General features: G+C 65.6%; 20 protein-coding genes and 1 pseudogene. 12 read left to right on the forward strand and 9 right to left on the reverse strand.

The window, feature by feature from the left end; all coding sequences use genetic code 11:
- The first annotated feature begins 15 nt into the window (after nucleotides 1–15).
- The 4 genes from ACAG21_RS08475 to ACAG21_RS08490 all read left to right on the forward strand — a co-directional run bounded on the left by ACAG21_RS08475 (nucleotide 16) and on the right by ACAG21_RS08490 (nucleotide 4633).
- Nucleotides 16–2133, forward strand: a complete 2118-nt coding sequence (locus tag ACAG21_RS08475) for an MMPL family transporter (RefSeq protein WP_370495550.1) — start codon at nucleotides 16–18, stop codon at nucleotides 2131–2133.
- A complete protein-coding gene (locus ACAG21_RS08480; protein ID WP_370495551.1) occupies nucleotides 2130–2609 on the forward strand; it encodes a TspO/MBR family protein in 480 nt (159 codons plus the stop codon). The genes ACAG21_RS08475 and ACAG21_RS08480 overlap by 4 nt, the downstream gene beginning before the upstream one ends.
- Nucleotides 2609–3940 carry a deoxyribodipyrimidine photo-lyase gene (locus ACAG21_RS08485; RefSeq protein ID WP_370495553.1) on the forward strand — a complete coding sequence of 444 codons (1332 nt, stop codon included), beginning with the start codon at nucleotides 2609–2611 and terminating at the stop codon, nucleotides 3938–3940. The genes ACAG21_RS08480 and ACAG21_RS08485 overlap by 1 nt, the downstream gene beginning before the upstream one ends.
- Nucleotides 3941–4078: 138 nt before the next feature.
- Nucleotides 4079–4633: a DUF4333 domain-containing protein gene (locus ACAG21_RS08490; RefSeq protein WP_370495554.1), complete on the forward strand. Its 555-nt coding sequence runs from the start codon at nucleotides 4079–4081 to the stop codon at nucleotides 4631–4633.
- Nucleotides 4634–4636: 3 nt separating this feature from the next.
- Here ACAG21_RS08490 and ACAG21_RS08495 read toward each other — a convergent pair whose 3' ends face one another.
- Nucleotides 4637–4945, reverse strand: a complete 309-nt coding sequence (locus tag ACAG21_RS08495; protein WP_370495555.1) for a hypothetical protein — start codon at nucleotides 4943–4945, stop codon at nucleotides 4637–4639.
- A 47-nt stretch (nucleotides 4946–4992) separates the two neighbouring features.
- Nucleotides 4993–5730 (reverse strand): acyltransferase, encoded by a 738-nt coding sequence (locus tag ACAG21_RS08500; RefSeq protein ID WP_096290960.1) that lies wholly within the window; start codon nucleotides 5728–5730, stop codon nucleotides 4993–4995.
- Between the two features lie 103 nt (nucleotides 5731–5833).
- Here ACAG21_RS08500 and ACAG21_RS08505 point away from each other — a divergent pair, with 103 nt between their 5' ends.
- A complete protein-coding gene (locus tag ACAG21_RS08505; protein WP_370495556.1) occupies nucleotides 5834–7132 on the forward strand; it encodes a PQQ-binding-like beta-propeller repeat protein in 1299 nt (432 codons plus the stop codon).
- A 5-nt stretch (nucleotides 7133–7137) separates the two neighbouring features.
- Here the strand turns inward: ACAG21_RS08505 and ACAG21_RS08510 are convergent, their stop codons facing one another.
- The 3 genes from ACAG21_RS08510 to ACAG21_RS08520 form a co-directional block, all read right to left on the reverse strand.
- Nucleotides 7138–7821, reverse strand: coding sequence for an esterase (locus ACAG21_RS08510; protein ID WP_370495557.1), 684 nt, complete (start codon nucleotides 7819–7821; stop codon nucleotides 7138–7140).
- A 64-nt stretch (nucleotides 7822–7885) separates the two neighbouring features.
- Nucleotides 7886–9118, reverse strand: coding sequence for a class I SAM-dependent methyltransferase (locus ACAG21_RS08515; RefSeq protein WP_370495887.1), 1233 nt, complete (start codon nucleotides 9116–9118; stop codon nucleotides 7886–7888).
- Entirely contained in the window at nucleotides 9076–10038 is a 963-nt protein-coding gene (locus ACAG21_RS08520; RefSeq protein ID WP_370495558.1) for a class I SAM-dependent methyltransferase, read from the reverse strand. Before ACAG21_RS08520 ends, ACAG21_RS08515 begins: the two co-directional genes overlap by 43 nt.
- An 81-nt stretch (nucleotides 10039–10119) precedes the next feature.
- On the opposite strand from ACAG21_RS08520, the gene ACAG21_RS08525 reads away from it, so the two are divergent.
- The 7 genes from ACAG21_RS08525 to ACAG21_RS08555 all read left to right on the forward strand — a co-directional run bounded on the left by ACAG21_RS08525 (nucleotide 10120) and on the right by ACAG21_RS08555 (nucleotide 14909).
- Nucleotides 10120–10419 carry a hypothetical protein gene (locus ACAG21_RS08525; RefSeq protein WP_370495559.1) on the forward strand — a complete coding sequence of 100 codons (300 nt, stop codon included), beginning with the start codon at nucleotides 10120–10122 and terminating at the stop codon, nucleotides 10417–10419.
- Between the two features lie 3 nt (nucleotides 10420–10422).
- A complete protein-coding gene (locus ACAG21_RS08530; protein WP_370495560.1) occupies nucleotides 10423–11556 on the forward strand; it encodes a ribonuclease domain-containing protein in 1134 nt (377 codons plus the stop codon).
- Between the two features lie 2 nt (nucleotides 11557–11558).
- On the forward strand, nucleotides 11559–12080 hold the full coding sequence (locus tag ACAG21_RS08535) for a barstar family protein (RefSeq protein WP_370495561.1): 522 nt from the start codon (nucleotides 11559–11561) through the stop codon (nucleotides 12078–12080).
- 199 nt (nucleotides 12081–12279) lie between these two features.
- The gene (locus ACAG21_RS08540; protein WP_370495563.1) at nucleotides 12280–12843 is read left to right on the forward strand and encodes a hypothetical protein; all 564 of its coding nucleotides are present in this window, start codon (nucleotides 12280–12282) and stop codon (nucleotides 12841–12843) included.
- Between the two features lie 8 nt (nucleotides 12844–12851).
- Nucleotides 12852–13361, forward strand: coding sequence for a barstar family protein (locus tag ACAG21_RS08545; RefSeq protein ID WP_370495564.1), 510 nt, complete (start codon nucleotides 12852–12854; stop codon nucleotides 13359–13361).
- 724 nt (nucleotides 13362–14085) lie between these two features.
- Nucleotides 14086–14343: a hypothetical protein gene (locus tag ACAG21_RS08550; protein WP_370495565.1), complete on the forward strand. Its 258-nt coding sequence runs from the start codon at nucleotides 14086–14088 to the stop codon at nucleotides 14341–14343.
- Between the two features lie 11 nt (nucleotides 14344–14354).
- On the forward strand, nucleotides 14355–14909 hold the full coding sequence (locus ACAG21_RS08555) for a hypothetical protein (RefSeq protein WP_370495566.1): 555 nt from the start codon (nucleotides 14355–14357) through the stop codon (nucleotides 14907–14909).
- Nucleotides 14910–15112: 203 nt separating this feature from the next.
- Here ACAG21_RS08555 and ACAG21_RS08560 read toward each other — a convergent pair whose 3' ends face one another.
- From ACAG21_RS08560 to ACAG21_RS08575, 4 genes and pseudogenes are all read right to left on the reverse strand, one after another.
- Complete coding sequence (locus tag ACAG21_RS08560; RefSeq protein ID WP_370495567.1) at nucleotides 15113–16360, reverse strand: DUF222 domain-containing protein; 1248 nt, start codon at nucleotides 16358–16360, stop codon at nucleotides 15113–15115.
- A gap of 127 nt (nucleotides 16361–16487) precedes the next feature.
- Nucleotides 16488–17144, reverse strand: a pseudogene (locus ACAG21_RS08565) (enoyl-CoA hydratase); the annotation flags it as partial.
- Complete coding sequence (locus ACAG21_RS08570) at nucleotides 17141–17956, reverse strand: NUDIX hydrolase (RefSeq protein WP_370495568.1); 816 nt, start codon at nucleotides 17954–17956, stop codon at nucleotides 17141–17143. The pseudogene ACAG21_RS08565 and the gene ACAG21_RS08570, both read right to left, overlap by 4 nt.
- On the reverse strand, nucleotides 17953–18831 hold the full coding sequence (locus tag ACAG21_RS08575) for an ABC transporter ATP-binding protein (protein ID WP_370495569.1): 879 nt from the start codon (nucleotides 18829–18831) through the stop codon (nucleotides 17953–17955). Before ACAG21_RS08575 ends, ACAG21_RS08570 begins: the two co-directional genes overlap by 4 nt.
- Nucleotides 18832–18836 lie beyond the last annotated feature (5 nt).

The raw sequence follows: 18836 nt of genomic DNA on the forward strand, positions 1-18836 counted from the left end.
TAACTGACTGAAATAATGGTGCCGATGTCGAACACTCTCGCCGCGTGGGTGAGCAACCGTCGCTCGTGGCGGCTGGCATTGGCCGCGGCCCTGCTGGGCATCGGGTTCATCGTATTGATCGGCGCAAATGCATCGGCCGGGCAGGCGCCGCTGTCGGTACCCGGCGACTCGGATTCGGCGAAGGTCGACGCCCTGGCCCGGCAATTCCCCGGCGGCGATCGGGTTCCGCTGCTGTTGGTGGTCAACCGGGCCGACGCCGCGCCGCTGGACGCCGCCGACGTGACCGCGACCCAGGCGGCCCGTGACCGGATGCAGCGCGTCGTCGCACCGTTCGCGGCGCCCGACATGCAGCCGCCGATCGTGTCGGCGGACGGCAAGGTGGCCATCGGCCTGGTGACCGTCCGCGCCGATCTGTCCGGCCTGGTGCTCAGCGAGGGAGTCGCCGCGCTGCGCACCGCCGCAAACGACGGCCTGCCCGCCGATCTACGGGCCCACGTCACCGGAGGGCCGGCGTTCGGCGCCGATATCGCCAACGCATTCACCGACGCCAACATCACGCTGCTGGCGGTGACCGCGTCCGTGGTGGCGCTGCTGTTGATCGCCACCTACCGCTCGCCGGTGCTGTGGCTGGCCCCGCTACTGGTGATCGGCTTCGCGGATCGGGTGGCGGCGGCGGCGGGCACCGCGGTGTCGTCAGTGACGGGGCTCAGCTTCGACGGCGCGACCTCCGGAATCACCAGCGTGCTGGTGTTCGGGGCGGGCACCAATTATGCGCTGCTGCTGATTTCGCGCTACCGACAAGAACTTCGGAACCACCCCGACCACCGCGACGCGTTGCGCCTTGCCGTGCGCCGAGCGGGACCGGCGATCCTCGCCAGCAATGCGACCGTGGTGCTGGCGCTGCTCACCCTGCTCTTCGCGTCGACCCCCAGCACCCGCAGCCTGGGCGCGCTGGCAGCCTGCGGCCTGGTCATCGCGGCCCTGTCGGTATTGCTGGTGTTACCACCGCTGCTCGCGCTGTGCGGCCGGCGACTGTTCTGGCCACTGGTTCCCCAGCCCGACGGCGCCGCCACCGCAGAATCTGGAGCGTGGCACCGGGTCGCCGAACAGGTGGCCCGTCGTCCCGCCGTGGTGGCCGTCGTGGCGATCGCGGTGCTGGCGGCATTGGCCAGCGGCCTGCTGGGGACTCGAATCGGCTTGTCGCAGACCGAACAATTCCGGGTGCAAGCCGACTCGGTGTCCGGCTACGACGTGGTGGCCGCGCATTTCCCCGCCGGCATGGCCAACCCCACCCTGGTGGTGGCCCCCAGCGCCCAGGCCTCCCAGGTGCGGACGGCGATCGCCGCGACTCCCGGTGTGGTCTCGGTGACCGACGCGGGTCAGTCGAGCTCCGGCCTGACGAAATGGTCGGTGGTGACCAGCGCCGCGCCCTCGTCGGACCGAGCCTTCGCCACCATTGCCGCACTGCGTAATTCGACGAAATCCGCCTCCCCGGCTGCGCTGGTCGGCGGACCCGACGCCCAAGCCCTCGACGTCCGCGACGCCGCCGTGCACGACCGGCTGACGCTGATCCCGGCGATCCTCACGGTGATACTCGTCGTCCTGTTCGTGCTGCTTCGCTCGGCGCTGGCGCCGCCCAACCTACTGTCCGCGACGATTCTCGGCGCGCTGGCGGCGCTCGGTCTCGGCGGCTGGACGAGCCTGCACGTCTTCGGATTTCCGGCCCTGGACAACAGCACCCCGTTGTTCGCGTTCCTGTTCCTGGCCGCCCTGGGCGTGGATTACACCATCTTTCTGGTCACCCGCGCCCGCGAAGAATCGGCGCGGCACGGTGCACGCGATGGCATGATTCGAGCCGTGTCGGCGACCGGCGGCGTGATCACCAGCGCGGGAATCGTTCTAGCGGCGGTCTTCTGCGTGCTGGCAGTGTTGCCGCTGATCGTCATGACCCAGCTCGGGATCATCGTCGGCCTGGGGATCCTGCTCGACACCTTTGTAGTGCGCACGCTGGTCATACCCGCTCTGTTCGCCCTCATCGGCGATCGCATCTGGTGGCCCGCAACTCCGACTGAAACGACAGTCATTGCGCAACAGCGCAATTCGATCCAATATGAACGGAGCACCACGCTGTGAAGCGATCGACTCTCGCCGTGACATCACTTGCCGTAGCCGTGGCCGCGGGCACCGGAAGCATCGCCAGCCCCCGACGAGTGCCCGGGTGGTACACGCGGCTACGTAAACCGGCATACCAGCCGCCCAGTGCCGCCTTCCCGATCGTGTGGACCGCGCTCTACGCGGACATCGCGACCACGTCCGCGATGACAGTGGACAAGTTCCGCGCGGCGGGACAGCACGACAAGGCGCGCGGCTATGCTGCCGCCCTCACCGTCAACCTGCTGCTCAACGCCGGATGGAGTTGGCTGTTCTTCCGGTTTCACAAACTCGGGGCGGCCGTGCTCGGTGCGGCCGCACTGACGGTCAGCAGCGCCGACCTCGCCCGCCGCGCCGCAGCGGCCGACCCTCGCGCCGGCGCGGCGCTGGCGCCCTACCCGCTATGGTGTGCGTTCGCCACTGTGCTGTCCACCCACATCTGGCGGCTGAACCGATAGTGCCCGCCCTCTTGTGGTTTCGCCGCGACCTGCGATTGCGCGATCATCCCGCGCTGCTCGCCGCGGCCGAATCCAAGGAGGTGCTCGCATGCTTTGTGGTCGACCCACAGCTCGAGAAGTCGGCGGGTCGGCGCCGCCTGCAGTTCCTGGGTGACACGCTGCGAGGACTGCAAGACGACCTGGATGGCCGGCTACTGGTGACCAGAGGCCGCGCCGAGGAGCAGATTCCCCGCATCGCCAAGAAGATCGATGCGACGGCGGTACACGTTTCGGAGGACTTCGCGCCGTACGGCAACCGCCGCGACGAAAAGGTGCGCGCGGCACTGGGTTCGGTGCCGTTGGTTGCGACCGGATCGCCGTATCTGGTGTCGCCCGGCCGGGTCACCAAAGACGACGGTGAACCCTACAAGGTGTTCACGCCGTTTCTGCGGAAGTGGAAAGAAGAAGGGTGGCGCAAGCCCGCACAGTCGAGCGCCGATTCGGCCCGCTGGCTCGACCCGGCACACGTGGTCAAACAATGCGAGATCCCCGACCCCGGCGTCGAGCTGGATCTCGAAACCGGTGAGGCGGCGGCACTTTCGCAGTGGAAGCAGTTCATCGACGACGGGCTGCAGCGCTACGCCGAGGACCGGAACCGACCAGACCTGCCGGGCACCAGCCGGATGTCGGCCCATCTGAAGTTCGGCACCATCCATCCCCGCACCATGGTGGCGGCGATGAACCTGGGTGCAGCGGGAGCGCAGACATACTTGCGGGAGTTGGCCTTTCGTGACTTCTACGCCGGGGTGCTGCACTATTGGCCGGCCAGCGCCTGGCGCAATTGGAACAGCGACTTCGACGGCATCCAGACCGATACGGGCGCACAGGCCAAGCGTCGGCTCGAAGCGTGGAAGGCCGGCAGGACCGGGTTCCCGATCGTCGACGCCGGTATGCGCCAACTCCGCGAGACCGGCTTCATGCACAACCGGGTGCGGATGATCGTCGCGTCGTTCTTGGTCAAAGACCTGCATCTGCCGTGGCAGTGGGGCGCCGAGTGGTTCCTGGACCAGCTCACCGACGGCGACATGGCCAACAACCAGCACGGCTGGCAATGGTGCGCGGGTTGCGGCACCGACGCCGCGCCGTACTTCCGGGTCTTCAACCCGACCACCCAGGGCCAAAAGTTCGATCCCGCAGGCGATTACATCCGGCGTTGGGTCCCCGAGCTCCGCGGGGCCGAAGACGTGCACTTATCCAAAGGCGAACGGCGGCAAGGGTATCCGGAACCGATCGTCGACCACGGCACCGAGCGCGCCGAGGCGCTACGCCGCTACCAGGACATCGGCTCGTAGGCGCCGCTGCCGTCAACCGGCGCGCGCACAGTACGGCACCACGAAGCAATCTTTTGCCGAAATCACCCTCCCATACCGATTTGGCATGTAATCATCAGCCGATTCACAGTCGTCAAGTCAAAGCGCCAGGGAGGCGATATGGCCCACTCGATCGTTCGGACGTTGCTGATTTCAGGTGCTGCCGCGGGCCTGATGGCCACCGCCGGCGCCTGTTCGTGCTCGGTCGGTTCGTCGTCGTCGCACGCCGTGGACAAGAAGGACGTCGCGAGCCAGATCACCCAGAAGCTGACCGACGCTCAGGGCAACAAGCCCGATTCGGTCGACTGCCCCGGTGACCTGCCCGCGAAGGTCGGTGCGCAGCTGAACTGCTCGATGATGGTCAAGGGCGCCAGCTACGGCGTCAACGTCACCGTGACCAGCATCGAAGGCAGCAATGTCAAGTTCGACATGGTGGAGACCGTCGACAAGTCCCAGGTCGAGAAGGCGATCAGCGACAACATCACTCAGCAGGTCGGGACCAAACCCGAATCGGTGACCTGTCCCGACAACCTCAAGGGCGTGCAGGGGGCGACGCTGCGCTGCCGCCTCGTGACGGGCGGCCAGAACTACGGCGTGAACGTGTCCGTCACCGGCGTCGACGCCGGCACGGTCGACTATCACTTCGTCGTCGACGACACGCCGTCCTCGCCCTAGCGGTCAGTAACCGACCGCGGCGAAGTACTCCACCACGCCCAGCAATTCGACGAACGCGCAGATGGCCAGCGTCCCGACGGCATAGGGCCAGCCCGACCGTCGGCGCACCAGCCGGATGACCGTCGCGATACACCCGAGCACCATTACCGCGGCCGCCAGCGAAACCGACAGCAGGACCGCGGTGGCGGCCCGGTTGGCGCTGCAGTGTTGCGGCGGACAGTAATCGGTGAAGGCCAGGAACATGAATTCCATGCCGGCGGCCGCCCCCCAGCCCACGACGGTGACGACCATCAGGACGACGGACAGTGCCACGTCCCAGCCGGGTCGCGTCGGGGCGGGACCGTAGTGGCCCGGTGAGGTCAGTGTGCGGCCTTCTTGCGCTCGATATCGGCGAGAGCGGCGGCCAATTCGGCCCGCTGCGCCGCGGAGCTCTCCCAGGACAGCTGCCGGTTCTTGACCACCTTGGCCGGCGCACCGACGGCGATCGAATAGTCGGGAACGACGCCGCGCACCACCGCGTGCGAGCCGAGCACACAGCCCCGCCCGATCGAGGTGCCACGCAAGACGGTCACCTTGACCCCGACCCAGGTGTCCGGGCCGATCCGCACCGGGGACTTGATGATGCCCTGATCCTTGATCGGCAGGTTGATGTCGTCCATCCGGTGGTCGAAATCGCAGACGTAGCACCAGTCGGCCATCAGCACCGAGTCGCCGAGCTCGATGTCGAGGTAGCAGTTGATCACGTTGTCGCGGCCCAGCACGACCTTGTCGCCGAATCGCAGTGAACCCTCGTGCGCGCGGATCGTGTTCTTGTCGCCGATGTGCACCCAGCGGCCGATCTCCAACTGCGCCAACTCGGGTGTCGCATGGATCTCGACGCCCTTGCCGATGAACACCATTCCGCGGGTGATGATGTGCGGGTTGGCCAGCTTGAATTTCAGCAGCCGCCAATAGCGCACCAGGTACCACGGCGTGTAGGCGCGGTTGCGCAGCACCCACTTCAGCGAGGCCATCGTCAAGAACTTGGCCTGACGTGGGTCTCGCAACCGGTGGCCCCGCCACCGGCGGTGTACCGGGGCTCCCCACATGCTCGTCACAGCCGGAAAGCCTAACCCGGTCGATCCACGGTGCGCGAACCGCCACGGGTTACCCTCACCTGTACCGAGCGACCCGCGTGCCGAAAGGATTTGGAAAATCGAGGTGCTTGCCCGACAACTCCGGCATTGGTCAGCCGCGGCGCTCGCGTCCGCGCTCACGGCGGGACTCGCCGGTTGCGGCAATACCGACTCGTGGGTCGAGGCGGCGGCGGCGCCGGGCTGGTCGGCGCAATACGCCGATGCGGCCAACAGCAGCTACACGACAACCGCGGGCGCCGACAAGCTGTCGCTGCAATGGACGCGGTCGGTCAAGGGCAGCCTCGGAGCCGGACCCGCGCTGGGCTCGGGCAACTACCTCGCCCTGAACGCGCAGACGCCGGCCGGATGTTCGCTGATGGAATGGGAGAACAACGACAACGGCCGCCAACGCTGGTGTGTGCGGCTGTTCCAGGGCGGCGGTGTCGGCGGCCCCCTGTTCGACGGCTTCGACAATCTCTACGTCGGCCAGCCGGGTGCTTTCCTGTCGTTCCCGGTGACGCAGTGGACGCGGTGGCGCCAGCCGGTGATCGGAATGCCTTCCACCCCAAGGTTTCTCGGCGACGGCCAACTGCTGGTCACCACACACCTGGGGCAGGTGCTGGTTTTCGACGCACACCGCGGCATGGTGGTCGGCAGCGCGCTGGACCTGGTTGACGGGATCGACCCGACGGACGCGACGCGCGGACTCGCCGAGTGCGCCCCGGCGCGGCAGGGTTGCCCGGTCGCGGCGGCGCCTGCGTTCTCGGCCGCCAGCGGGATGACGGTGCTCGGTGTGTGGCAGCCGGGCGCCCCGGCGGCGGGGCTGGTCGGGCTCAAATACCACCGGGGGCAGACTCCCCTGCTGACCCGGGAGTGGACCAGCGACGCCGTTGCCGCCGGGGTGATCGGTAGCCCGGTGCTGTCCGCCAACGGATCAACCGTCTACGTCAACGGCCGCGACCAACGGTTGTGGGCGCTCAACTCCGCCGACGGGAAGCCGAAGTGGTCGGCGCCGCTGGGCTTCCTGGCGCAGACGCCGCCCGCGATCACCCCGCAGGGCCTGATCGTGTCCGGCGGCGGACCCGACACCAAGCTGGCGGCCTTCAAGGACGCCGGCGATCACGGCGACCAGGTGTGGCGCCGCGACGACGTCGCGCCGTTGTCGTCGGCGGGCCTGGCAGGTCCGGGCGTCGGCTACGCGGTGGTGAGCGCTCCCGATGCCGGCATGTCACTGCTGGTGTTCGACCCGGGCAACGGCCACACGATCAACAGCTATCCGCTCCCCGCGGCCACCGGCTATCCCGTCGGCCTCGCGATCGGCAACGATCGGCGGGTGGTGGCCGCCACCAGCGACGGTCAGGTGTACGGCTTCGCCCCGGCCTGAACCCGTCAGACAGCCAGCGGCGGGATCGCGTTGCGCGGTACCTGGGCCTGGCACGGGCCGGCGAATGCGGGCAGCATCTCCCCCGGCGCGAAGTAGAAAATCAGCTGGTCGTCGGTAATCGCGAAGTTCTGATAGTGCGACGGGTCGCGGCCCGAGGACGGCAAGATGGCTGCACCCAGCGCGTTCTGCCGTTCCAGGTCGCGCTGGAGCAGCGGGAAGATCGCCTCGAGCGCCGACGTGTTGGGGGCGAACAGGTTGTCGAAGGTGATCGGCTGCTTGGTCCCGAGGTTGTAGTTGAACGTCTTGTACCAAGTGGACGTGTGTGATCCGCCCACGTCCTGGAAGAACTTGAGCACCACACTGCGGGTGTTGTGCGGTGGCTGACCAGCGAAGTGCTGCTCGGCGGTCGCCTCCAGCTGGTACGGCTGATCGCGCGGCCCGGACGTCTGCGCGACGGAGAGGAACCCATCCCGGTTCTGCGTGATGTAGTCGATCAGCGGCTGCGGGTCGGGGTAGTCGGCCGGAAACGTCATGTTCAGCGTGTAGTTCGGCCCGGTCGCGCGGATGTGACACAGCTGTCCGTCCCCGACGGTGCCACCCAGGCTGGCACACGACGGCGGGTCGGCGGCAGCGGGCCAGCCCAGCAGAACAGTGCCGACCAGCACCGCGGCCGCGATCAGATAGCGCATAACTCGATTGTCCCCGTCGATGAAAGGTCCCCCCGGAAAGTGACCGCCGACAGCGTACCGGGCGCTATCGCGACGGGCGGCAGACATACGCCGTCGCCCGGGCGGCGGACCCGGATCCCAGGCGGGTGATGACCACCGACAGAGATTGGCTGCCGCGCGGCCGCAGGCGTCGCCGCAACGCGTCCGGGTCGACCTGTACACCACGCACCAGGATCTCCAGCACACCGCAGTCGCGCGCCGCGAGCACCTGCCGCAGCCGGCGCTCGTCGAAGTCCAGCTGCTCGAGCACCTCGAAGCCGCGCACGCCCGGCGGCAGGCTGTCGCCGGACAGGTAGGCGATGTCGGGGTCGAGTTGCCACAGGCCGTGCCGCGCGCCGTAGTGGCGTACCAGCCCGGCCCGCACCACGGCGCCATCCGGGTCGACGATCCATCGCCCGGCTGCGCGTACTGCGCAGTCGTAGGGTTCGGCGTCGGTGAGTTGTTCGCCGCGATCCAGGACGCTGGCCCGCCGGCGGACACCGGGCTCGACAAGCGCACCCGACCACAGGCACGCTTCCCGCACCGAGCCGCGATACGACGTCACCTCGATCTCGCCGTCGAAGCCGAGCCGTCGGAGTGACTCGAAATCTATTCCAGGAGCGCATTTTACGACGAGATCGCGGCCCCGGTAGCAGCCGATCAACTCGCCCAGTCCCGGTTGGTAATCGGCAGGGTTGAACCGGCGTTGCCCGCCGCTGCGTCGTGCCGGGTCGACGACGACGACCGCGTCGCGGGTCACTGGGTGCAGCGCGTCGGCGCGGCAAAGAATCGTGCCGGGCCCCAGATTGTGGGCCGCCATCGCCAGCCGCACCGGGTCGATATCACTGCCCACCGCGGCGGCGCCCGCGTCGCGAAGCGCGGCCACTTCGGTGCCGATCGAGCAGGTCGCATCGTGCACCACGGCCCCGAAGGCGCTCAATCGCCTGGCCCGGTGCTGGGCGACCGGTGCCGCGGTCGCTTGCTGCAACGCCTCGTCGGTGAAGAGCCAAGTCGACACGTCACCCAACTTCCCCAACTTTTCGGGGGCGCGGCGGCGCAGCAACGTGGTTTCCACCAGCACGGGTGCCCGGTCACCGAAGCGGGCCCGCGCCGCGGCGATATCGGCGATCCGGGTGGCGTCGGTCAGCGCGAATGCGGCGACCACCGCCAGCGCCGCGACACCCGAATCCGAGCGCAGGTAACCGACGTCGTCGTTGGTGAAGCGCAGGCCAGCACTCAGGAGGGTTTGACCCCGGTGACCATCACGTTGTAGAACCAGCCCTTCGGTGCCAGGTGCCGCCAGATATTGGCGTCGACCCAGCTCAGCGTCTTCCAGCCGTTGAAGGCGAACTTGGCCCAGCCCCAGCCCAGCCGTCCCGGCGGCACCGATGCCTCGAAAGTGCGCACCGGCCAGCCGAACATCGCGGCGGTGAACTCCTCGCTGGCGGTGCGGACTTCGATCGCGCCGGCGTTGGTCGCCATCCGCTCGAGATCTTCCGGAGCGAAGGTGTGCAGATCGACGATGGCTTCCAGCGCCGCGACGCGCGAGGACTCGTCGAGCTCGACCTGCGGGCGCCGCCAGCCACCCAGACCGGGCAATTTGGTGACGTTGGTGGCCACCCGCCAGGTCAGCGTGGACAACGACCGGGCGTAGACCTCGCCGACGTTGGTCGGCTCGCCCGCAAAGACGAACCGGCCGCCGGGCTTGAGCACCCGGATCACCTCACGCAGCGACAGCTCGACGTCGGGAATGTGGTGCAGCACGGCGTGCCCGACCACCAGATCGAAGGTGTTGTCCTCGTACGGGATGCCCTCGGCGTCGGCGACCCGGCCGTCGATGTCTAGGCCCAGCGATTGCCCGTTGCGGGTGGCGACCTTGACCATTCCCGGCGACAAATCGGTGACCGACCCGCGCCGCGCGACGCCGGCCTGGATCAGGTTGAGCAGGAAAAATCCAGTGCCGCAACCCAATTCGAGGGCATTGTCGTAGGGAAGTTCACGCTGAACCTCATCGGGCACCGCCGCGTCAAAGCGTCCGCGGGCGTAGTCCACGCAGCGCTGATCGTAGGAGATCGACCACTTGTCGTCGTAGGTCTCGGCCTCCCAGTCGTGATAGAGCACCTGGGCCAACTTGGTGTCGTGCCGCGCGGCTTCGACCTGGTCGGCCGTCACCTGCGCAGCCGGAGTTACTTCGGTCATGCAGGGCAGCCTAACTGCCGAGCGGATTGGGGCGGCACGAGGTGAAGTGCCAATCGGCGGTAGCGGCCTAAACTCAGCACCGTGGCTGACGTTCTTCGGGTCAGTGATGAGGGGCTGCGGGTACTGGCGGCACACTGCGAGACGGTGTCGGCGGAGCTGGTGGCCGCGGCTCCGCTGCCCAAAGTTGGGCTACCGATCCAGGCGACATCGGGTGCCGTCGGTGCCGCTCACGCGGCCGTTACTGGCGTCATCGCCGCGCTAGCCCAACGCGCACAAACAAGTGCGGTCAAATCGGCCATGACCGGCGCCGAGTTTGCCATGACGGACACCGATGGTGCGCAACAAGCCGCCGCGATCGCTGCCTCGATACCCCGGATGTAACCGGTGGCGGGGGTCGGCGGCGTGGGAGGTCCGTCCCTCTCGGAGATCCAGGCCTGGGATGTCGCCCACTTGGAAAGTGCAGCGACGGACTGGAAAGCCACCGCCGAGCATTGGGAGTCCTCGTTCAGTTCGATTCATCGGGTTACCGTGTCGCCGGGCGGGACGGTGTGGGAGGGCGTCGCCGCCGAGGCCGCACAGGAAAGAGCATTCGCCGATCTGGTGAAGGTGCGTGGACTGGCCGATGTCCTCCACGAATCCGCTCAAATAGCGCGCAGGGGAGCTGAAACACTCGATTCCGCCAAGCGCAGTGTGCTCGATGCTGTCGAGGAAGCCAGCAGTGCCGGATACGTTGTGGGCGAAGATCTTTCGGTAACACCACCGCGGGCCAGTGTGGCAGCGCAGGCGCAGGCGCAGGTGTACGCCGCCGACCTCCAACAACGCGCCGCACAGCTCGTCGCCCACGACGCAGAGATCGCCGCCAAAATCACCACCGCCAGCGCGCCTCTGAGTGCTGTCACTTTCGCCGAATCGCAAGCGCCGGCCATGGTTCGGGCGCTCGGCGCCGGTTTCAAGCTGGACCACGAATGGGACCCCTACACCGATCAGCCCGCGCATGGGCCCTTCGAGCCGGTCCAGCCGGGCCCGACGCAGTTCGATCCGAAAACGGGGACGGTCCAAGGTGGCGGCGGTCCCATCGGCGGAAAAGGCGGCTCTGGCGCAGGCGGCAAAGGCGGCAGCGGAGGCACGGGCGGCACGGGCGGCAGCGGAGGCACGGGCGGCACGGGCGGCAGCGGAGGCACGGGCGGCACGGGCGGCAGCGGAGGCGTTGAGCCGCCGAAGGGGGGCGCAGGCGGAGGTGAGATACCCAAGAATGTGCGAGACACACTGGAACAGATCGATGCGGGGAAATGGCCCGGCGCTGCCAACACCCCAGGTACGAAAGGCGGAGGCAAGTTCGAAAACAAAGAAGGTTTCTTACCGGCCACTGACGCATCAGGCAAACCAATTATCTACACGAAGTGGGACGTGAATCCCAAGGGTGACGGAGCCCGCGACGCCGAGAGGATCGTCACAGGCACTGATGGCTCCGCTTGGTATACCGACGGCCATTACGGCTTATTTAAGCGAATTCGATAGCGATGGTAGATACCGTGAACTTAGAGCAATTCATATCCGCGGCTTCCGGGCACGGCCCTTGCGTCGGCATCCTTCACGACACAACATTGCCGTTGTTAGCACACCCAATTGGCTTCGAGGTTCGGATAATCGACGGGGCATCTATGAAAAGCCGCGATGCAATATATAGCGCTTTCGCCGATGCTTGGCACTTTCCACCATGGTTTGGTCGCAATATGGATGCCTTCGACGACTTCATGTGCGACCTGGAAAACATGGTTACGGCAGCCACCGGTAGGCCGCAGGCCCCCGGCTACCTCACAGCAATACCCAACGCACATTTGATCCTCATCGAACAACTCGACCTATTCTCGTGGTTCGCCAACTCGATGACGTCCTATCGGGAGTACTACCGCGACGAACTCACACCGCCAGCAGCCTTCGGGCTATTGCTTTCTGCTCCTATCGATCAGCTCCCCAAAGTCCGTCAGCGTTGGCTGTCTGTCGGTGTCCAAGTCGCAGAAGTGGGCACCCAAGACACTTGACATCACAAGGCGAGACGAACTCGAGTCTTGAGGACCTGCGATGACTTCCGAAGATATCTCCCGGATGGGGTCGACCAGCCCCGGCGCCGACATCGACTTCCGCGAGGAGCCACCGGATCCACCAATTGTGAGCGGCGGAGGGCTCCCTCGATGACCGCACGCAATTTTTACCCTACGTCGGCAGGTGAATGGATAGGCGATGAAGGCAGCGTCGGTTCAAGCGGTGATCAACTTTGAGATATACCTGCTGATGACGATGAAAATGCGAATGTCAATGGCGGGGAAGAAATCCCTGCTCGAAGCCAAACTCGCCGAGAACAACCTTACGATCGACCAGGCGAATCACATACATAATCGCGTGGCCGAAGCTCTTGGCGACGAGGCTTCACGTTTTGAGAACATGAAGAAGCTGCTGGGCATTGTCGGTCCGCACTCTTCGTCACTGCAATACAGCAGCGTCCTCTGGCCCGGATTTGACTTCACCGCTACCGCTGGCGACGACGGACTGCTTGAGTCTGCGGGGTACCGGCACACACGGCATGATTCACCGAGTGTCGCTTCACCAACTGAGCTGCCCACATGGACTATGGACAGCGCCGAGTTCGCGAAACATTTCGGCCCGCTGACCCTCCGCGGCAAGTGGCCCTTGTTCGATGAATATCTTCCCGGGTACGAGGAGTACGAATTTCCTTGGAGGGGAGAGCGTTACGGCGCGAGATTCATCTGGGGCCTTTTCCTATCGTCTTCAATGTACTGGGACTGACTCTCGCTATGCCCGAACAATACAGCCTAGAACAATTTTTAACACACGCGCTTGACGGCGAACCTTGCGTGGCCGTACGTCTTGAGACGCCGACGCCACTATTACCGCCGCCCGGAGTCGAATTTCGTACCGTTGATGGTGTTGACACAAGAACTCTCAATGCCCTCTTCGACGCGTTCGCCAAGGTCTGGGATTTTCCACCCTGGTTCGGTCGCAATTACGCCGCCTTTGATGACTTCATGCGAGATCTCGACAATACGACAAATAAAGCTCTTGAGAAACCGCATGCTCGCGCATATCTGAACGAGGTCACTCATTCCCATCTCTTGCTGGTCGAAGAGCCCGAAGTTTTCTCTTGGTTCGCCAACGCAATGTCGTTTTACCGAGACTACTATCGCGACGAACTCAGACCGCCAGCGGCATTCGGATTGTTGCTTTCTGCTCCCCCTGACAAGCTCCTCGAGGTCCGTGAACGCTGGCTATCCGTCGGCGTCGAAGTCGCAGAGCTGAGCATCTAATACGCCACAAGTGGAGGTACGGAAGAACACTGGCCCCCAACTGCATAGGGACTACTACCATGGCGAACTTATGCCCACCGGAGACCTGCGATGACTATCCAGCGAGTGCCAGACGGCCGCGTTGGCCTCAAGCCGTTTTATCCCACGTGGACAGGGGATGGACAAAGGATGAATGCAACGTCGGTTCAAGTGGTAATGAACTTCGAAGCATACGTGCTGATGACGATGAAGTTGAGGATCAAGATGTCTCACAACGAAGCTCAACTCGAAGCGAAATTAAGGGAGCACGGCCTATCCGTTGGCGACGCCCACCGTGTCCACGATCGGGTGGCCAACGACCTTGGCGGTCCAGCAACCTATTTTCAAAATATGAAGAGCCTGCTGGGCGCGAAGCCGTCGGCTATCTCGCTTAGGTACAGCAGCGTATTATGGCCCGGATTCGAATTTAAGGCGAACGCTACTGAAGATGGACAACTTGAGTCGGCCCGATATTGGCACTACGGGCGAGAGTTATCTCACGCCGACTCACCTATCGGACTTCCTATCTGGAGCGTGGACCTTGACGAGTTCACAGAGCGATTTGGCCCAATGAAAGCTGGCCGCAAACGGTCGGTCTTTGACGAACTTATTCCCTCCTGCGTGAATACGAATTCCAATGGCGCGAAGATAACTATGGCGCAGGCTTTAGTTGGGGGCTGTTCATGTTTTCAGCAATGTCGTGGGATTGAGCCACAAGACCGCCAGCGCTCCTCTCGAAGTCGCAGAGCTGAGCATCGAAGATGCCACAACAAGTGGAGGCGCGGATGCGGCGGACGTCGCGGCGGCAGCTGCATGGGGTAAGACCGCCGGGATTGTCGATGGACCCAACGGATCAAAGCTAGTGCTACCTGTCATCCCGAGCGTCCGGGAAGCCATCATGGTGGCCCCGGACGGAACACTTTCTGTATTTCGCGGCGACCTCTTTCAATTCCTGCCGAAGTAGTGGAGTGAGCGATGGAAGTAACCGCGGTAATCAACTTCGAAGTCTATCTTCTGATGACGATGAAGCCGCGGCTGTCTCTAGCAGATACCCGGGGCTTGCTAGATGCTCGGCTCAGCAGGGTAGGCGTAAATTTGGACAACGCCGCACGTACTCACGAACGAATAGCCGCTGCCCTGTCCGACCAGAACTCGCGATTTCGAGATATGAAGACGCTACTGGGTATTGTTGATAATGACGCCACGTCACTGAGGTACAACAGTGTGTTGTGGCCAGGGTTTGACTTCAACGCACACGCAGACCAACACGGATCACTTGCGTCGGCGAGTTACATGCACACAGACCACACGCCGCTCGATGTCGAGTCTCCGGCACAGTTGGCAGCGTGGAGTTGCGACATTCATGAATTTGATGAGCGTTTCGGCCCTGCTGTCCAAGTTGAGAAGAGGCCGCTATTCGACGACACTCTTCCAGCATATGAAGGGTATGAGTTCTCGTGGAAGGGAGACCGCTATGGAGCGTCATTCCTGTGGGGACTTTTCTTAACGTCGTCCGTGTACTGGGAATGAGATCTGCCCTTCGAGGCGTTCGCAAAGTTCTGGGACTTTCCACCCGGTTCGGCCGCAATTGTGCCGCTTTTGATGACTTCATGCGAGATCTCGACAACATGACCTATAAAGCTCTTGAGAAGCCGCCTGCTGGCGTATATCTAGCCGAGGTCACCCATTCCCAGCTCGTTCGAGCTTCAAAATTGGCGCGGGTGTGGTCGGTTTTAATTGGGTGCGGGTGGCGGGTGTGGTTGGAAGGGTTGGTACCACCACCATTGGGCGCGTTCCCCGCTGGGTCCGGGGCAGGGTGGAACATCGGGTGGGGGCAGGCTCGGTGGGCGCGCCAGCGATCCAGTGCCCAGCGGTTGCCCGCTGCTGTCGGTGACCACCAGAGCGGTCGCGGGACCGGTCAGAGTGATGCCACCCTGGTGGTGCAGCCGGTGATGGTAGGGGCACACCAGCACCAGGTTGGACAACTCGGTCGGGCCGCCGTCCTGCCAATGCCGCACGTGGTGGGCCTGCAGACCCCGGGTGGCCCCACAGCCGGGCACCACGCAGGCGCGGTCGCGGTGTTCCAGCGCGCGGCGCAGCCGGCGGCTGATCAACCGCGTAGTGCGCCCGGCCCCGATCACCTCCCCGTCGCGTTCAAACCACACCTCACCGGTGGCATCACACGTCAGATACTCACGCTCGGCGTCGGTGAGCAGCGGACCCAGGTGCAACGCCGCCGCCGGCTGGGTGACATCGACATGCACCACCACCGTGGTCTGCATCCCGTAGGGTCGACGGGCGGCCTCAACATCCCAGCCCGTTTCCACCAGCCGCATGAACGCCTCCAAGGTGCCGGGCACCGGCGGCGCCGTCTCTGACCCCCGCTCCCCCTCGCCGCGATCCTGCTTCCACTCGGCGGCCAGCGCGTCGCGATGAGATTGCAGTGCCGCTTCGAACTTGGCCGCGTCCGGGTGGGCAAGCCGCACCCGCCAACAGGCGAACTGCTCATCGGTGGTCTTGGTGATCGCCGGCCCCAGTTGCGGCCCAGCATCGGGTTCGGGGCGCGGTTCCAGCGCGACCGCGGTACGCAACTGGGTGACCGTGGCCACCTGCGCCAGCTGCGCATAATGCTCATCAGAACCCGCCCCGGCACGCGTGGCGATCACCCCGACCTGATCCAACGACAGCCGCCCCGCCCGCAGCCCCTGCACACAGCGCGGAAACTCCTCAACGCGGTCCGCCACCGCGGTCACCGTACGGGCGTTACCCGCAGACCACCCCAACTTCCAAGCCATCAACGCCGCCACCGACCGCGCACCGGTCGCCCCGCACAGCCCATCGCGATCAATCTCGGCGACAATGTCCACAATGCGCCCGTCAATCGCATTGCGCTGACCGGCCAACTCCGCCAACTCCTCGAACAACACCCCCAACCGATCCGCAGGCCTCAGCTCCGCGGACCGAGATGCGATCGAAGACATGACCCCATCATCGCAGCGGTGTACGACAAATTTCGGCACCCAATTGAGGGTTACCGTCGCATTCGGGGTGGCCCCGGATAGGGCGAGGATCTCTCAACGAACAGGCGACGCCCGCCTACGCGCCGCCGTCGAAAGCGGCGTTGATGCCGGCCTTGGCGGCGGCCAACGCCTCCCGCGGACCGTCGAGAAAGCGCCGCGCCCAGTTCGCCGCGGCGTCGTACACGTCGTCGGGGGCCACCAGCTCGTCGACCAGGCCCAGCTGCAGGGCCTCCTCGGCGTCCACGAAGCGCCCGCTGAACACCAGGTCCTTGGCATGACTCGCCCCGACCGCATGGGTCAGTCGCGCCATGGCGGCGGGCACCCGGTCCGACAGGATTTCGGTCGCCCCGAACTTCACGTTGTCGCCGCTGATCCGCCAATCGGCGGCCAGCGCCAACGTCAGACCCGCGCCTAACGCGTAACCGGTGACCGCCGCAACGGTCGGCTTCGGGATCGCCGCGACGGCCTCGACGGCGTCGGCGCGCACCCGGGCCGCACTGTCCGCCTCGGCGGCGCTCAGCGTCGCCAGCTCCGGCACGTCATCACCGGCAGAGAAGATCTCGTGCCCACCGAACAGGATCACCGCGGCGACGTCGTCGCGCTCGGCCACCTCGGCTGCCGCCGCTGCGATCTCCCGATAGACCTGGCGGGTCATCGTGTTGGTCGGCGGCCGCGACACCAGCAGGACGGCCAGGCCGGCATCCTGCGAGCCGTCACTGACCACGACGTGGACGAACTCGCTCAATGCCGCCACCCCATGCCGCCCTTTTCCCGGGCCTGGTGGTAGCGGTCGGAGTCGAAGAACTCGAAGATCCAGTTGTCCCCCTGGATCTCCAAACGCGGTTGCACCGTGACGATTTGGCGCTCGACGGCCAGCACTTCGGCGACGGTGTGCCCGGCCAACGAGTCCAGCTGGGTCCAGGTCGGCGGCAGCAAGAAGCAGCGCCCGGCCTCGAAGTCGTCGATCGCGGCTTGCGGCGTCGACCAGCCGGCACTGTCGGATTCGGTGTTCTCCCCGTCGGCCCGCTGGCCCTCCGGTAGCGCGCCGACGAAGAAATAGGTGTCGTAGCGGCGGGTCCGCTCGGCTTCGGGGGTGACCCAGTTGGCCCACGGCCGCAGCAGGTCGGAGCGCAGCACCAGGTTTTCGGTCCGCAGAAAGTCCGCGAAGGACAACGTTCGGTCGTCCAGCGCGCGGCGGGCATCGGCGTAGACGGAGGCGTCGCGCACGATTCCGTCCGGGTCATCGGCCGGGCCGGCGAACAGCACCCCGGACTCCTCGAAGGTCTCCCGGGCCGCCGCGCACACCAACGCCGCGGCCAGCTCGGTGTCGATGCCGAACCGCTGCGCCCACCAGTCCGGCGTCGGGCCGGCCCACGCGATGTCGGCAGTGCGGTCGCGGTCGTCCACCCCGCCGCCGGGGAACACCATCGTGCCGGGGGCGAACTCCATCTTGGCGTGCCGTCGCATCAGGAAGGTCTTCACGCCGCCGGGCACGTCGCGGATCAGCATCACGGTGGCCGCCGGCCGGGCCACCAAAGGTGGTTCAGCTGCTGTCATTCCAGCCTCCTCCGATGGGCCGCTCGGCTGCGAACACGCCGCGCGAAGTACCTCCCATCGATGACGTCCAGGGCGATCGACTGCCCGAAAGCGGCCGAAAGGTTCTCGGCGGTCAGCACATCGGCCAGCAGCCCCGCGGCCACCACCCGTCCCTCCGACAGCAACATGCAGTGGCTGAAGCCCGGCGGAACCTCCTCGACGTGGTGAGTGACCAACACCAGGGCGGGCGCGTCGGGGTCGGCGGCCAAGTCGGTCAGCCGGGACACCAATTCCTCGCGGCCGCCGAGATCCAGACCGGCGGCGGGTTCGTCGAGCAGCAGCAGCTCGGGATCGGTCATCAGCGCGCGGGCGATCAGCACCCGTTTGCGCTCCCCTTCGGACAGCGTCCCGTAAGTGCGGTCGGCCAGGTGCTCGGCGCCCAGACTCTCCAGCATGTCGACGGCCCGCTGATGGTCGACTTCCTCATAATGTTCGCGCCAGCGGCCCAGCACCGCGTAGCCGGCCGAGATGACCAAATCACGCACGACCTCGTCGGTGGGGATCCGCTGCGCCAAAGCCGAAGAGCTGAGCCCGATCCGGGCCTTCAACTCGGACACGTCGACGCGGCCCAGCCGCTCGCCGAGCACGAAGGCGATGCCGGTCGACGGGTGCTCGGCGGCCGCGGCGATGCGCAGCAGTGACGTCTTGCCCGCCCCGTTGGGGCCGATGATCACCCAGCGCTCGTCGAGTTCGACGGCCCAATCCAGCGGCCCGACCATGACGTGGTCGCCGCGGCGCAGCGAGACGTTTCTGAAGTCGATCAGCAGATCGGGATCGGCCTCGCCCACGCCGGCTTCGGGGCCGGTTTCGGAACTTTCGGGACCGGTTTCGGGCACCCGAT

Origin of the sequence: Mycobacterium sp. pR1184, assembly GCF_041287235.1 — a bacterium.
Lineage (GTDB): Bacteria > Actinomycetota > Actinomycetes > Mycobacteriales > Mycobacteriaceae > Mycobacterium.

Coding starts and splice junctions, on each gene's coding strand:
- ACAG21_RS08570 (WP_370495568.1), bottom strand. CDS start 17,956: ATGACAGCAGCTGAACCACCTTTGGTGGCCCGGCCGGCGGCCACCGTG.
- ACAG21_RS08520 (WP_370495558.1), bottom strand. CDS start 10,038: ATGACCGAAGTAACTCCGGCTGCGCAGGTGACGGCCGACCAGGTCGAA.
- ACAG21_RS08490 (WP_370495554.1), top strand. CDS start 4,079: ATGGCCCACTCGATCGTTCGGACGTTGCTGATTTCAGGTGCTGCCGCG.
- ACAG21_RS08475 (WP_370495550.1), top strand. CDS start 16: ATGGTGCCGATGTCGAACACTCTCGCCGCGTGGGTGAGCAACCGTCGC.
- ACAG21_RS08545 (WP_370495564.1), top strand. CDS start 12,852: ATGCCCGAACAATACAGCCTAGAACAATTTTTAACACACGCGCTTGAC.
- ACAG21_RS08510 (WP_370495557.1), bottom strand. CDS start 7,821: ATGCGCTATCTGATCGCGGCCGCGGTGCTGGTCGGCACTGTTCTGCTG.
- ACAG21_RS08555 (WP_370495566.1), top strand. CDS start 14,355: ATGGAAGTAACCGCGGTAATCAACTTCGAAGTCTATCTTCTGATGACG.
- ACAG21_RS08560 (WP_370495567.1), bottom strand. CDS start 16,360: ATGTCTTCGATCGCATCTCGGTCCGCGGAGCTGAGGCCTGCGGATCGG.
- ACAG21_RS08535 (WP_370495561.1), top strand. CDS start 11,559: ATGGTAGATACCGTGAACTTAGAGCAATTCATATCCGCGGCTTCCGGG.
- ACAG21_RS08540 (WP_370495563.1), top strand. CDS start 12,280: ATGAAGGCAGCGTCGGTTCAAGCGGTGATCAACTTTGAGATATACCTG.